Origin of the sequence: Bradyrhizobium pachyrhizi (assembly GCF_001189245.1) — a bacterium.
Lineage (GTDB): Bacteria > Pseudomonadota > Alphaproteobacteria > Rhizobiales > Xanthobacteraceae > Bradyrhizobium > Bradyrhizobium pachyrhizi.
The window spans coordinates 50,877-64,965 of sequence record NZ_LFIQ01000118.1 but is presented as its reverse complement, the minus strand read 5'-3'; the positions used below and the strand labels follow the sequence as shown (position 1 = coordinate 64,965).

Sequence of the window (14,089 nt, the reverse complement as noted above, 5' to 3'; positions counted from 1 at the left end):
TGGGTCCCGGCTTTCGCCGGGACGACGGTGAGACCATCATGACCGGAACAGCCTCGTGTATTGCGTCTCGTGACGCAGGCTTGCGAGATCGGCGCGAAAGGTCGCGCCGCCGAGATCGTCGAGCGAGGCCGCATTGGCCCCCGCCGCGGTCGCTGCCACGACCGGCTCGAGATCGGCCAGCACGCGCTGACTGGCGGTCTGCCCGAGCGGGATCAGCCGGCTGCCCGCGGAAATCCAGTTGGAGGTCACGGCATGCAGGAAGGCGTGCAGCGCCGGCGCAAGCCGAATGCCGTGTGCAGCGCTGACGATGCCGACCGCCAAGGGGTAGACGACAGGGCCCTCGCAAGCCGCGATCATCGCGTCGAGGTCGGGCGAATTCCACGCGGCACCGGCGATCTCGATGAAGGCGCGCCCCTGCGTCGTGGTCTCGAGCTGCCGCTCGCGCGACGGCACGAAGGCCGCGGCAAGTTCGGCGATCTCCTTCAGCCCGGCATGATTGGGCTGCAACGCCGCACGAAAACTCTGCGCGAGAAACACGGCGTCGCAAAATCCGCTGCCGTCGGAAAGCATCGCGGCGAGCCAATCGCGCAGCGACGCGGCATCCGTGATGTCGCCGGCCTCGACCGCCCATTCGATGCCACTGGAATAGGCGAACGCCCCCACCGGAAAGGACGGCGACAGCCACGTCATCAGCCGATACAGCGCGGCCGCCTCGTCCTCCGCCATCCCGCCGCGCATCGCGGCGGGATCAGGCTCATTTGTGGTCATGAGCATGGGAGTGGTCGTGGTGATGATGAGCATGCTCGCAATGCTCATCATGATGATGGTGGTGGTCATGGTCAGGCCCATGATCATGGCCATTGTGGTGACCGTGATCATGCGCATGGCTGTGGGCATGATCGTGCCCGGTGTGACCATGCGCGTGCTCGTCGGCATGCGCATGCTCGGCATAGGCGCCGCCCTCGGGATCGAACGGTGCCTCGATCTCGATGACACGGGCCCCTAACCCCTTCACCATCGCCTCGATCACGTGATCCCTGCGGATGCGCAATCCCTTCGGCATGATCTGGGTCGGCAGATGACGGTTGCCGAGATGCCAGGCGACCCGGATCAGATGATGCGGATCGCTGCCGCGGATTTCCGCCAGCGGCTCGGGAGCTGCGACCACCTCGACGAGACGACGGTCCTCCAGCACCAAGGCATCGCCGCCGCGCAGCGCGACGGCGTTTTCGAGATCAAGCAGGAATTCGAGCCCGCGCGTCCCTGACATCACCATCCGCCGCCGGTGCCGGTCGTCGAAATCGAGCACGACGGTGTCGGCTGGCGCTTCCGTCCAGCGATGCTGTCCCAGGACCTTGGTGGCGCGGATCATCGATGCCTCAGAGCTTCTCGACCTTGGCGTCGCTGATGATCTCGATCACCGTCGGCCCGGTCTTCATGTTAGCGGAATATTCGCGCCATACCTTCATGTGCGGCGCCCTGGCATGGGCGTTGAGGTCCTCGCGGCTCTCCCAGCGCTCGACCACCACATAGAGGTTGGGATCGTTGACGCTGACATTGCCGTCGTAGGAGATGCAACCCTTCTCCTTGCGGGTCTCGACCGTGCAGGCCTTGTGCCCCTTGATGAAGTCGTCCTTGTTCTCCGGCTTCATCGGCGTGGTGGCGATGACATAGATCATGGATTATCTCCCTTCTTTTTCTCGTTAGCGAACGTCGACCTTCTCGGGCGTGATCACCTCGATCTTCGGCGGCGCGGCCATGCATTTCACCGCGACCCGGCCGAACGTCTTCATGTGCTCGGCGGTGCGATGCGGTACCAGCGCCTCCGCGTTCTCCCACTGCTCGACGAACACCATCTTGCTGTGGTCGGTGACGCTCTCATGCAGATCGTAAGCGATGTTGCCGGGCTCCTTGCGGGTTTCCTTGATGCAGGCCGTCGCCGCAGCGATGAATTCGGCGCGGGTCTCGGGCTTGATGGTCAGCGTAGCAACGACGTAAATCACGGAAATTCCTCCCGGTTTTCTCTTTTTGGCTTGAGTCTTGTTTTGACGCGTTTTCTTTCCGCGAACCGGAAATCCACTTCGCTCGAAAACGCTCTGGTTACCGGGACGGGTTTTAGAACATAAAATAGCGCTGTGCCATGGGTAGGACCTCGGCCGGCGCGCAGGTCAGCAGTTCGCCGTCTGCGCGTACCTCATAGGTCTCGGGATCGACCTCGATCTCGGGCGTCGCGTCGTTGTGGATCATGCTCTTCTTGGAGATCTTGCCGCGGGTGTTCTGCACCGCGTAGAGCTTCTTGCTGATGCCGAGCTTGCGGGCGAGACCGCCGGTGACCGCGGCCTTCGAGGTGAACACCACCGAGGATGCAGTCAGCGATTTGCCGAAGGCCGCGAACATCGGCTGGTAATGCACCGGCTGCGGCGTCGGGATCGAGGCATTGGGATCGCCCATCGGCGCCGCCACGATCGAGCCGCTCTTGATGATGCAATCCGGCTTGACGCCGAAAAACGCCGGCGACCACAGCACGAGGTCGGCGAGCTTGCCTTTCTCCACCGAGCCGATCAGCTTCGACACGCCGTGCGCGATCGCGGGGTTGATGGTGTATTTGGCGATGTAGCGCTTGACGCGGAAATTGTCGTTGTCGTTGCCCTTGTCCTGCGGCAGCGACCCGCGTTGCTTCTTCATCTTGTCGGCGGTCTGCCAGGTGCGGATGATGACCTCACCCAACCGGCCCATCGCCTGCGAGTCCGACGACATCATCGAGAGCGCGCCGAGGTCGTGCAGGATGTCCTCGGCGGCGATGGTCTCCTTGCGGATCCGGCTCTCGGCGAAGGCGAGGTCTTCGGCGATCGACGGATCGAGGTGATGGCACACCATGAGCATGTCGAGATGCTCGTCGATCGTGTTGCGGGTGAACGGCCGGGTCGGATTGGTGGAGGACGGCAGCACGTTCTTCAGGCCGGCAATCTTGATGATATCCGGTGCGTGGCCGCCGCCGGCGCCTTCGGTGTGGAAGGCATGGATGGTGCGGCCCTTGAAAGCCTTGATTGTATCCTCCACGAAGCCGGATTCGTTCAGCGTGTCCGAATGCAGCATCACCTGGACGTCGTAATCGTCGGCCACGGAAAGGCAAGTGTCGATCGCCGACGGCGTGGTGCCCCAGTCCTCGTGCAGCTTCAGCGCGCAGGCGCCCCCCTTGATCATCTCGACCAGCGCCGCCGGGCGCGAGGCGTTGCCCTTGCCGGAAATGCCGAGATTGACCGGGAAGGCGTCGAACGATTGGATCATCCGCCCCATGTGCCATGGGCCCGGCGTGCAGGTGGTGGCGAAGGTCCCGTGCGACGGACCGGTGCCGCCGCCAAGCATCGAGGTGACGCCGGACATCAGCGCGTGCTCGATCTGCTGCGGGCAAATGAAATGGATGTGGCTGTCGAATCCGCCGGCGGTGAGGATCTTGCCCTCGCCCGCGATCACGTCGGTGCCCGGACCGATCACGATGGTGACGTTGGGCTGAATGTCGGGATTGCCGGCCTTGCCGATCGCCGCGATCATGCCCTCCTTGATCGCGACGTCGGCCTTCACGATCCCCCAGTGATCGACGATCAGCGCGTTGGTGATGACGGTATCGGCCGCGCCCTGCGCGTTGGTCACCTGCGACTGCCCCATGCCGTCGCGGATCACCTTGCCGCCGCCGAACTTCACCTCCTCGCCATAGGTGGTGAGATCCTTCTCGACCTCGATGATCAGATCGGTGTCGGCGAGCCGCACCTTGTCGCCGGTGGTCGGACCGAACATATCGGCATAGACGGAACGCTTGATTTTCGTGCTCACAGCGTGCTCCTTGCAAGCTTGACGGTATCGTCGAACATGCGGTCGAGAGTTGCGTTGCCGCCGCGACAACCCGCGACAACCTTCTCTGCCCAGTCGACGTAATCGGTGAGATCCGCGCGCTCGTCTGCGTTTGGATCGGCATGAATGCGCGCGCGAATATTGCTGATCTTGTCGGCAATTTTGATGAGCTTCGCGCTGGGTGACTTGGCCGGCGAGTGCACGATCTGCAATTCACGACGCACGCTCTTGGGCAACCGCATGTCGTCGGTCACTTCTGCCACCAGGTCGGCAACACGCTCGCCGAACTTTTGCGCGAGCTCTTCCTGTGTCACAGCCGTGTCTTCGATCGTATCGTGTAGCCAGCCTGCCGCAATGAGTTCGGCGTCCCGGCCATCCATCGCGGTCGCAAGTAGATTTGCCACTTCAGCAAGATGATTGACATAAGGCTCGTCGCCGCGCCCTTTGCGCGCCATTCCTGCATGATGCTGCGCAGCGAACTCGGCGGCTTCGGAGACAAGCCGGATCGGGTGCATCCACATATCATCGCCTCCTAACGGCCGGCGAGCTTCCTGTCAGAGGCCATCGCGTCACAGCTTCCCTTTCACCTCGGCGCGGAAGCCATGGATGACCCGCTTGCCGGCGAGTGCGACGAGTTGGACGTCGCGGGTCTGGCCGGGTTCGAAGCGGACGGCGGTGCCGGCGGCGATGTCGAGGCGCATGCCGCGGGCCTTCTTGCGGTCGAACTTCAAGGCCGGATTGGTCTCGAAGAAATGGTAGTGCGAGCCGACCTGGATCGGGCGATCGCCTGAATTGGCGACCGACAGCGTCACGGTCTTGCGGCCGGCATTGAGCTCGATCTCGCCGTCCTTGATGAAGAGTTCGCCGGGGATCATGTCGCGCTCCTATCGGATCGGCTCGTGCACGGTGACGAGCTTGGTGCCGTCGGGGAATGTTGCCTCGACCTGGATGTCATGGATCATCTCCGGGATGCCATCCATCACCTGCGCGCGGGTCAGGACCTTGGCGCCGGCCTGCATCAGCTCGGCGACGGTGCGGCCGTCGCGCGCGCCCTCGACGATGAAATCGGTGATCAGCGCGATGGCCTCGGGGTGGTTCAGCTTGACGCCACGCTCGAGCCGGCGGCGCGCCACCATGGCCGCCATCGATACCAGCAGCTTGTCCTTTTCGCGGGGAGACAAATTCATGCGAGCACTCTGATCGTTCTTTGAGAGGTCTAGTTGAGCCAAAGCCGCGGCAGCGGGACAGTGGAGGCGCGGCCGAGCACCGTCATCATGTCGGCGCGCAGCCGGGCCGCATCTTGGGCACAGAAGCGGGCCATTGCAAAGCCATTCCAGGCGGAGATGCCGACTTCGCCACTGAGGCTGTCCGAAGCCTCGCGGATGCGCTCGACCAGGGCTTCGTCGCCCGGCACGATCAGCGCCGTGCCGATCGCGCAGCCGCCGCCCGCGATCGCGGGTCGCGCGAGCTTCTCGCCGATCTCGCCGTCGAGGCGGATGGTCTCGGCAAACACCAGCCGGCCGCCGCATCGCATCCGCCAGCGGTCGACGAACTCGCCATGGCGCATGGTCTCGCCCATCGCGGCGCGGCCGAACACCACGATCTCACACAGCAGGAGCGAGGCACCCTCGGCAAGGTCGATGTCGAAGCTGCGGTGAATGCGGGCACGGTCGAACAGGATGGTTTCCTGCGGCAGCCAGGCGAGATGCGCGCCTGCGGCAACGGTCAGCGCGATGTCGAGCCGTGCCGCCGCGGGGCATGCTGCGATCGGATCGGATCGCACCAAGCCCTCATTTTTTTTGGACGCGTCTTCTTCACGCGAACCGGCAACCACTTCGCTCGAAAACGCTACGGGCGCCCGGTAAACCTTCTCAGCCGCCGCGGTGGTCAGCGTCAAACGCGCGCCCTCGCCGGCCGCGACCGCGATCTCGAAGCGGTCCCCGCCGGCAATGCCGCCGGCGGTGTTGACGAACATGGCCGAGAGGCCGTCGTCCTCCGGCGATGGGAAGCGGACGCGCAGCGAGCCGGACTCATGCAGGTCGCCGCGGCGGGTGGCGCCATCCTTGAGATGCACGCCGAACCGGACCGCACCCTGGGCGCGGTTTGCCGCAAACGTTGCCGCTGCCGCGCCTGCGATCCCGGTCCGCATCCCCCGACGCTCCCTTCGCGCGCCACAACAGGCGGCGTCACATCCTGTTCACAGCGCCATCTGGCGGCTGATCTCGGCGGGATCGAGGCTTGCGCGGTCGCAGGCATATTTCACCGCACCCCGGTCCATCACGGCAAAACTGTCGCCGAGTTCGCAGGCAAAGTCGAGATATTGTTCGACCAGCACGATGGCGATGTTGCCGAGGTTTCGCAGATAGGAGATGGCGCGGCCGATATCCTTGATGATCGAGGGCTGGATGCCCTCGGTCGGCTCGTCGAGCAGCAGGAGCTTTGGCCGCATCACCAACGCGCGGCCGATCGCGAGCTGCTGCTGCTGGCCACCGGAAAGATCGCCGCCGCGGCGGCCCAGCATGGTCTCCAGCACCGGAAACAGCGAGAACACGTCGTCGGGAATGTTGCGGTCTTCGCGCTTGAGCGGACCGAAGCCGGTCTTGAGGTTCTCTTCCACCGTCAGCAACGGAAAGATCTCGCGGCCCTGCGGCACGAAGCCGATGCCGCGCCGCGCCCGCTCATAGGGCTTCAGCGCGGTGATGTCCTTGCCGTCGAAATTGATAGTGCCGGAGGCGATCGGATACTGGCCGACCATGGCGCGGAGCAGCGAGGTCTTGCCGACGCCGTTGCGGCCGAGCACGCAGGTGACCTTGCCCGGCTCGGCGGTCAGCGACACGCCGCGCAGCGCCTGCGCCGCACCGTAGTAGAGATTGATGTTGTCGATCTTCAGCATCGCGCTAGCGCCCCAGATACACTTCGACCACCCGCTCGTTCGACGACACCTGGTCGATCGAACCTTCGGCGAGCACCGAGCCCTCATGCAGGCAGGTCACCTTGACGCCGAGCTCGCGCACGAAGGTCATGTCGTGCTCGACCACCATGATGGTATGATTCCTGTTGATCTCCTTCAGGAGCTCCGCGGTCAGATGGGTCTCGACATCGGTCATGCCGGCGACCGGCTCGTCGACCAGCAGCACCTTGGGGTCCTGCGCCAACAGCATGCCGATTTCGAGCCACTGCTTCTGGCCGTGCGACAGGCTGCCGGCGAGGCGGTTGCGCGCATCGGTCAGGCGGATGGTCTCGAGCACCTTGTCGATGCGCTCGGACTCGGCCTTGCTGCCGCGCCAGAACAACGTGCCGCGCACGGAGTGATCGACATTGAGTGCGAGCAGCAGATTGTCCTGCACGGTCTGGCTCTCGAACACCGTCGGCTTCTGGAACTTGCGGCCGATGCCGAGCTCGGCGATCCGGGTCTCGTCGAGCCGGGTCAGGTCGACCGTGCCGTCGAACAGCACGGTGCCCTCGTCCGGCTTGGTCTTGCCGGTGATGATGTCCATCATCGTGGTCTTCCCGGCGCCGTTCGGGCCGATGATGGCACGCATCTCGCCGGGCTCGAGCGCCAGCGACAGATTGTTGATGGCATGGAAGCCGTCGAACGAGACGTGCACGCCGTCGAGGTAGAGCATGGCCGAGGTGGCGCGGGTATCCATGACGTTCATCTGCCTACTCCGCAGCGTTCGGTGCGCCGATGCCGTCTTCGCGCGCGGCGCTGTCGGCGTCGGGAGAGCTGTGCCGTGCCTTCTCCCACCAGCTGTTGAAGGTGCCGACGATGCCCTTGGGCAGCAGCAACGTGACCAGGATGAACAGCGCGCCCAGCATGAACAGCCAGTACGGTGCGAGCGGCCCCGAGGTGAAGAACGTCTTGGCGTAGTTGACGACGACGGCGCCGAGCGCCGCACCGACCAGCGTGCCGCGGCCGCCGACCGCGACCCAGATCACCGCCTCGATCGAGTTGGCGGGCGCGAACTCGCTCGGATTGATGATGCCGACCTGCGGCACGTACAGCGCACCGGCGACGCCTGCCATGCAGGCCGACAGCGTGAACACGAACAGCTTGTAGGATTCGACGCGATAACCGAGGAACCGGGTCCGGCTTTCGGCGTCACGCACCGCGATCAGGACCTTGCCGAGCTTCGAGGCGACGATCGCGCGGCTGATCAGGAAAGCGATGATCAGCGCCAGGCAGCTCAGCAGGAACAGCGCCGCGCGGGTGCCTTCGGCCTGCACGTTGAAGCCGAGGATGTCCTTGAAATCGGTCAGCCCGTTGTTGCCGCCGAAGCCGAAATCGTTGCGGAAGAACGCCAGCAGCAGCGCATAGGTCATCGCCTGCGTGATGATCGACAGATAGACGCCGGTGACGCGCGAGCGGAAGGCAAGCCAGCCGAAGCAGAAGGCGAGCAGACCCGGCACCAGCAGCACCATCAGTGCAGCGAACCAGAACTTGTCGAAGCCGTACCAGTACCAGGGCAGCTTGCTCCAGTTCAGGAACACCATGAAGTCGGGCAGGATCGGGTTGCCGTAGACGCCGCGGCTGCCGATCTGGCGCATCAGGTACATGCCCATCGCGTAGCCGCCGAGCGCGAAGAACGCGCCGTGGCCGAGCGAGAGGATGCCGCAATAGCCCCAGATCAGATCGATCGAGAGCGCGAGGATGGCGTAGCAGACATATTTGCCCCACAGCGCCACCAGATAGGTCGGCACCTGGAACATCGAACCCTGCGGCAGCAGCAGGTTCGACAGCGGGATCAGCACGCCGATCGCGGCGACGATCAGGACGAACGCGGTCGCCGCACGGTCGAGCGAACGGGTGAGGATGTGCGGCGTCATGCTTCCACCGCCCGACCCTTGAGCGCGAACAGGCCGCGCGGCCGCTTCTGGATGAACAGGATGATCAGCACCAGGATCGCGATCTTGCCGAGCACCGCGCCCGCGACAGGCTCGAGGAACTTGTTGGCGATGCCGAGCGTGAAGGCGCCGACCAGCGTGCCCCAGAGATTGCCGACGCCGCCGAACACCACGACCATGAAGCTGTCGATGATGTAGCTCTGGCCGAGATTCGGGCTGACATTGTCGATCTGCGACAGCGCCACGCCGGCAATGCCGGCGATCCCCGAGCCGAGGCCGAAGGTCAGCGCGTCGACGCGCGAGGTTGCGATCCCCATCGAGGCCGCCATGCGGCGGTTCTGCGTCACCGCGCGCATCTCGAGGCCGAGTGCGGTGTAGCGCAGCATCGCCAGCAGGATGGCAAACACCGCGAGCGTGAAGCAGAGGATCCACAGCCGGTTATAGGTGATGGTGATCTGGCCGAGCTCGAAGGCACCGCTCATCCAGGAGGGGTTGCCGACCTCGCGGTTGGTCGGACCGAACGCGGTGCGCACCGCCTGCTGCAACACCAGGGACAGGCCCCAGGTCGCGAGCAGCGTCTCCAGCGGACGGCCGTAGAGGAAGCGGATGATGGTGCGCTCGATCAGCACACCGATCAGGCCGGCGACCAGGAAGGCGAGCGGCACCGCGATCAGCAGCGAGTAGTCGAACAGCGCAGGATAGCGGCTGCGGATCACCTCCTGCACCACGAAGGTGGTGTAGGCCCCGAGCATCACCATCTCGCCATGCGCCATGTTGATGACTCCCATCACGCCGAAGGTGATGGCAAGCCCGATCGCGGCGAGCAGCAGCACCGAGCCGAGTGACACGCCGTACCACGCATTCTGCACCATCGACCACATCGCCAGATTGCTCTGGATCGAGGACACCGCGCTCGCGGCCGCGTTGGCGACCAGCGGCGGCTGGTCGGCGCCGAGGGCGGTGAGCAGCGCCAGCGCCTCCTGATCGCCGCGCGCCTTGACCACGGCGACGGCGTCGAGCTTGTCGCTGTCGGATGCGTCCGACTTGAACAGGATGATGGCGGCGCGCGCCTCGGCGAAGGCCTGCTTGACCGACTTGACGCTCTCCTTGGCGAGCGCGCTCTCCACCGTCGGCAGCACATTCTCCTCGTGGCTCTTGAACACCGACTGCGCGGCGGCGAGGCGCTTGGCCGGGTCCGGCGAGAGCAGCGTCAGGCCGCCGAGCGCGGCCTCCACGGTGCGGCGCAGGCGGTTGTTGAGGCGGACGGCGGCGGCGTTGTCGGGCAGCTTGTCGACGGCAGCCCCCGTGGCGGCGTCGACAATCTTGCCGTCGGTCCGCGTGATGAAGACCTTCTTGCTGTCGGGATCGGCCGAGAGCCGGCCGTCCTGCAGCGCACTGATGATGGGCGAGGCCAGCGCATTGCCCGATGCGGCGACCTCGCCGATCGCAGCCTCGGTGTCGGAGAACTCGTCATTGGCGAATTTGGCGACCGAATCCTCGAACGGACCGGCCAGCGCCGGCACTGTCAGGCAGCTCAGCAGCAGGATCGAGAGAAACAGCGCACGAAAACGATCAATACAATTGGCGAACACGTCAGTACCCCGGCAGGAGTGTGAGGAGAAGGCGGCGAGCTGTGCCGCCTTCTCCAGGTTCTTGGATGGTTGTGTTGTGTCGTTGTTCAGGTCAGGAGCTCAGGAGCTTGTTGTCAGGAGCCCTGGCCGCCGCACTTGTTGGTCTTGGTGTTGAAGTTGCCGCACTTCTTGCCGACCCAATCGCCGATCAGGTCCTTGGAGCCCTCGAGCTCCTTCGACCAGGCGTCGCCGGCGACCAGGCCCGGGGTCTTCCAGACCACGTCGAACTGGCCGTTGCCCTTGATCTCGCCGATGAACACCGGCTTGGTGATGTGGTGGTTCGGCAGCATCTGCGACACGCCGCCGGTCAGGTTCGGCGCCTCGATGCCGGGAAGCGCATCGATCACCTTGTCCGGATCGGTCGACTTCACCTTCTCGACCGCCTTCACCCACATGTTGAAGCCGATGTAGTGCGCTTCCATCGGATCGTTGGTCACGCGCTTCGGATTCTTGGTGTAGGCCTGCCACTCCTTGATGAACTTCTCGTTCGCCGGGGTCTTGATCGACTCGAAGTAGTTCCAGGCGGCGAGATGGCCGAGCAGCGGCTTGGTGTCGATGCCGGCGAGCTCTTCCTCGCCGACCGAGAACGCGACCACCGGGATATCGGTCGCCTTGATGCCCTGGTTGCCGAGCTCCTTGTAGAACGGAACGTTGGCGTCGCCGTTGATGGTAGAGACCACCGCGGTCTTCTTGCCGGCCGAGCCGAACTTCTTGATGTCGGCCACGATCGTCTGCCAGTCGGAGTGACCGAACGGCGTGTAGTTGATCATGATGTCGTCCTGGGCGACGCCCTTCGACTTCAGATAGGCTTCCAGGATCTTGTTGGTGGTGCGCGGATAGACGTAGTCGGTGCCGGCCAGCACCCAGCGCTTCACCTTTTCTTCCTTCATCAGATAGTCGACCGCCGGGATCGCCTGCTGGTTCGGCGCCGCGCCGGTATAGAACACGTTGCGCTCGGACTCCTCGCCCTCATACTGCACCGGATAGAACAGGATGTTGTTCAGCTCCTTGAACACCGGGAGCACGGATTTGCGCGACACCGAGGTCCAGCAGCCGAACACGACCGCGACCTTGTCCTTGGTGATCAGCTCGCGGGCCTTTTCGGCGAACAGCGGCCAGTTCGAGGCGGGGTCGACCACGACGGGCTCGAGCTTCTTGCCGAGCACGCCGCCCTTCTTGTTCTGCTCGTCGATCAGGAAAAGGATCGTGTCCTTCAGCGTGGTTTCGCTGATGGCCATGGTGCCCGACAGCGAGTGAAGGATGCCAACCTTGATGGTGTCGTCGGCCGCTTGCGCGGGCGCGAGGGACGAGGACGCAGCCAGACCCAAAACCAGGCCGGCCGTCGCCGCGAGCGCGCGGCGACGGGTCATCGTCGCTATTCCGTGAGTAAGCTGAGTAAGCATGAAATGTCGTCTCCCTGACGCAGGCGTGAACGCTTGCGAAACGGCCGCTTGGCCGCCTGCGGTTAAGGGAATCGCAAGAACTGTGCCACGGTACGCAGCCCCGGTAAGCCGATGAACCGGCTGGATAATTTCATCGGTTCCGGGCAAATACGGAAGCCGACTGCCCAATCATTGAGCCGGCAACTTGACTGCCGAAAGAGCAATCAGTCTATCTTTTAGGCAAAATTGCCGTCTTGGCTAAATTTCCGGCATCGATTTGTGACAGTTTGCGCGATGGTTCAGCGAACTCCGGGCACCAAAGACGGCGATCTCATCTTGAAACCGCCCAGTTCCTGGTCCATATCCTCGCCATGCCCGCGAGAGTCGCGGTGCCTTCGCGAGCTGCGTGTTCAAGCTGCCCCAAGCGGCTTCTGGCTCGCCTTCCAGCTAACCCAGCTTGACGCCCCAGACACGCGGGTGTCCCCGAATGCCTTCACACGCTTCCGGCCGATATGGGCCGGAACGACGATGGCTTTTATGGAAAGAACCACCTTTTGACCTCCTTTCAGGATTTCGGCCTCGCCGATCCCATCGCCCGCGCGCTCCGAGAAGAGAATTATCTCACGCCGACCCCCATCCAGGCCCAGACCATCCCGCTAGCCCTTGCCGGCCGCGACGTCGTCGGCATCGCCCAGACCGGTACCGGCAAGACCGCCTCCTTCGCGCTGCCGATCCTGCACCGGCTGCTCGAGAACCGCGTGCGCCCGCAGCCCAAGAGCTGCCGCGTGCTGGTACTCTCGCCGACCCGCGAGCTGTCCGGGCAGATCCTCGACAGTTTCAACACCTATGGCCGCCACATCCGGCTGTCCTCGGCGCTCGCCATCGGCGGCGTGCCGATGGGCCGCCAGGTCCGTGCCGTGATGCAGGGCGTCGAGGTGATGGTCGCCACCCCCGGCCGCCTGCTCGATCTCGTGCAGAGCAACGGTCTGAAGCTCAACCAGGTCGAGTTCCTGGTGCTCGATGAAGCCGACCGCATGCTCGACATGGGCTTCATCAACGACATCCGGAAAATCGTCGCCAAGCTGCCGATCCGGCGCCAGACGCTGTTCTTCTCGGCCACCATGCCCAAGGACATCGCCGAGCTCGCCGAGGCGATGCTGCGCGACCCGGCCCGCGTGGCGGTGACGCCGGTGGCCTCGACGGTGGATCGCATCGCCCAGCGCGCGATCCAGGTCGATTTCGCGGCCAAGCCGACGGTCCTCGCCCAGTTGCTGAAGCAGGAACCGGTCAACCGCGCCCTGGTCTTCACCCGCACCAAGCACGGCGCCGACAAGGTGGTGAAAAGCCTTGCCAAGGCCGGCATCGAGGCCAATGCGATCCACGGCAACAAGTCGCAGAACCACCGCGAGCGCACGCTGGCGGCGTTCCGTTCCGGTGAGATCCGCACGCTGGTGGCGACCGATATCGCTGCCCGCGGCATCGACGTCGACGGCGTCAGCCACGTGGTGAATTTCGACCTGCCCAACATCCCGGAGACCTACGTCCACCGCATCGGCCGCACGGCGCGCGCCGGCGCCGACGGCGTCGCGATCTCGCTGATCGCCGGTGCCGAGGAGATGGGCTATTTGCGCGATATCGAGCGGCTGATCCGGATTACCGTGCCGCGGGAAGACCGCCGCACACAGGGCGGCCGCGAGGCCGCCGCGCCGGCGCAGGCCACCCACCCGCACCGGGGCGGCCGCTCCGCGCCCCGTGCACATAATGTCCGTGGGAATGAGGCCGCTCCGGGCGCAAAAGGCCCTCGCCGCCGCCGCCGTCGAGGTGGTAATAATGGCGCGCCGCAGACGAGCCGGGGCGAGTCGCCGCGTCCGTCGCAGGCCGGCAACAGCGAAGGCATTCAGGGCGTCGCCTTCTTGCATCGCGAGAGCCGGCCGAATCCGCAATCCAACCGCAACAACCGACCGAAGCACTAGCCGTCGCTCGATCTGGAGAAACATATGGCTAAGGAAGAGCTGATCCAGTTCGAAGGACTGGTGACCGAAATCCTCCCCGACGCTCGTTACCGGGTGCAACTCGATGCCGGGCACGAGATCGTCGCCTACACCGCCGGCAAGATGAAGAAAAACCGCATCAAGACGCTGGCCGGCGACCGTGTTACGATCGAAATGTCGCCCTACGATCTGGAAAAGGGGCGCCTGATCTTCCGGCATAAGGACGAACGTCCGAGCGGCGCGCCCGGTGGCCCGCCGCGGGGCGGAGCCCAGCGCGGCGGCCAGTTCCGCCGCCGATAAGCGGGGTATTGCAACCGCTGCGGGCATGACGTCCTGATGTCCTGCGCACAATTGGCCGGCGGCTGCGCCGGCCAAAAAATCGCGCACGTCA

General features: G+C 64.6%; 16 protein-coding genes. 2 read left to right on the top strand and 14 right to left on the bottom strand.

All coding sequences use genetic code 11. The features are described 5' to 3' along the window. Positions 1–36: 36 nt before the first annotated feature. The 14 genes from AKL29_RS34215 to urtA all read right to left on the bottom strand — a co-directional run bounded on the left by AKL29_RS34215 (position 37) and on the right by urtA (position 11,728). Positions 37–774 (bottom strand): urease accessory protein UreF, encoded by a 738-nt coding sequence (locus AKL29_RS34215; RefSeq protein ID WP_050387209.1) that lies wholly within the window; start codon positions 772–774, stop codon positions 37–39. Then, entirely contained in the window at positions 755–1,372 is a 618-nt protein-coding gene (locus AKL29_RS41330; protein ID WP_082190785.1) for an urease accessory protein UreE, read from the bottom strand. Before AKL29_RS41330 ends, AKL29_RS34215 begins: the two co-directional genes overlap by 20 nt. Before the next feature lie 7 nt (positions 1,373–1,379). Continuing rightward, positions 1,380–1,679 (bottom strand): putative quinol monooxygenase, encoded by a 300-nt coding sequence (locus tag AKL29_RS34200; RefSeq protein WP_016847276.1) that lies wholly within the window; start codon positions 1,677–1,679, stop codon positions 1,380–1,382. Positions 1,680–1,703: 24 nt separating this feature from the next. Beyond that, entirely contained in the window at positions 1,704–2,003 is a 300-nt protein-coding gene (locus AKL29_RS34195; RefSeq protein ID WP_024581875.1) for a putative quinol monooxygenase, read from the bottom strand. Positions 2,004–2,115: 112 nt separating this feature from the next. Further along, a complete protein-coding gene (gene ureC, locus AKL29_RS34190; RefSeq protein ID WP_050387206.1) occupies positions 2,116–3,831 on the bottom strand; it encodes an urease subunit alpha in 1,716 nt (571 codons plus the stop codon). Continuing rightward, entirely contained in the window at positions 3,828–4,370 is a 543-nt protein-coding gene (locus AKL29_RS34185) for an HD domain-containing protein (RefSeq protein WP_082190784.1), read from the bottom strand. The genes ureC and AKL29_RS34185 overlap by 4 nt, the downstream gene beginning before the upstream one ends. A gap of 48 nt (positions 4,371–4,418) precedes the next feature. Then, the gene (locus tag AKL29_RS34180) at positions 4,419–4,724 is read right to left on the bottom strand and encodes an urease subunit beta (protein WP_050387205.1); all 306 of its coding nucleotides are present in this window, start codon (positions 4,722–4,724) and stop codon (positions 4,419–4,421) included. A 9-nt stretch (positions 4,725–4,733) separates the two neighbouring features. Continuing rightward, complete coding sequence (locus AKL29_RS34175) at positions 4,734–5,036, bottom strand: urease subunit gamma (protein WP_050387204.1); 303 nt, start codon at positions 5,034–5,036, stop codon at positions 4,734–4,736. 29 nt (positions 5,037–5,065) lie between these two features. Beyond that, positions 5,066–5,998: an urease accessory protein UreD gene (locus AKL29_RS34170; protein WP_050387203.1), complete on the bottom strand. Its 933-nt coding sequence runs from the start codon at positions 5,996–5,998 to the stop codon at positions 5,066–5,068. A gap of 48 nt (positions 5,999–6,046) precedes the next feature. Then, positions 6,047–6,742: an urea ABC transporter ATP-binding subunit UrtE gene (gene urtE / locus AKL29_RS34165; RefSeq protein ID WP_018269603.1), complete on the bottom strand. Its 696-nt coding sequence runs from the start codon at positions 6,740–6,742 to the stop codon at positions 6,047–6,049. A gap of 4 nt (positions 6,743–6,746) precedes the next feature. Further along, positions 6,747–7,508 carry an urea ABC transporter ATP-binding protein UrtD gene (gene urtD / locus AKL29_RS34160; protein WP_016842654.1) on the bottom strand — a complete coding sequence of 254 codons (762 nt, stop codon included), beginning with the start codon at positions 7,506–7,508 and terminating at the stop codon, positions 6,747–6,749. Positions 7,509–7,512: 4 nt separating this feature from the next. Further along, a complete protein-coding gene (gene urtC, locus AKL29_RS34155; protein WP_050387202.1) occupies positions 7,513–8,676 on the bottom strand; it encodes an urea ABC transporter permease subunit UrtC in 1,164 nt (387 codons plus the stop codon). Then, entirely contained in the window at positions 8,673–10,271 is a 1,599-nt protein-coding gene (gene urtB, locus AKL29_RS34150) for an urea ABC transporter permease subunit UrtB (RefSeq protein WP_428841201.1), read from the bottom strand. The genes urtC and urtB overlap by 4 nt, the downstream gene beginning before the upstream one ends. A 128-nt stretch (positions 10,272–10,399) precedes the next feature. Continuing rightward, positions 10,400–11,728: an urea ABC transporter substrate-binding protein gene (gene urtA, locus AKL29_RS34145; RefSeq protein WP_028334683.1), complete on the bottom strand. Its 1,329-nt coding sequence runs from the start codon at positions 11,726–11,728 to the stop codon at positions 10,400–10,402. 533 nt (positions 11,729–12,261) lie between these two features. Here urtA and AKL29_RS34140 point away from each other — a divergent pair. Both AKL29_RS34140 and infA read left to right on the top strand, forming a co-directional pair. Continuing rightward, positions 12,262–13,680: a DEAD/DEAH box helicase gene (locus tag AKL29_RS34140; RefSeq protein ID WP_028334682.1), complete on the top strand. Its 1,419-nt coding sequence runs from the start codon at positions 12,262–12,264 to the stop codon at positions 13,678–13,680. A gap of 24 nt (positions 13,681–13,704) precedes the next feature. After that, positions 13,705–13,998, top strand: a complete 294-nt coding sequence (gene infA / locus AKL29_RS34135) for a translation initiation factor IF-1 (RefSeq protein WP_016842649.1) — start codon at positions 13,705–13,707, stop codon at positions 13,996–13,998. Positions 13,999–14,089: the final 91 nt, after the last annotated feature.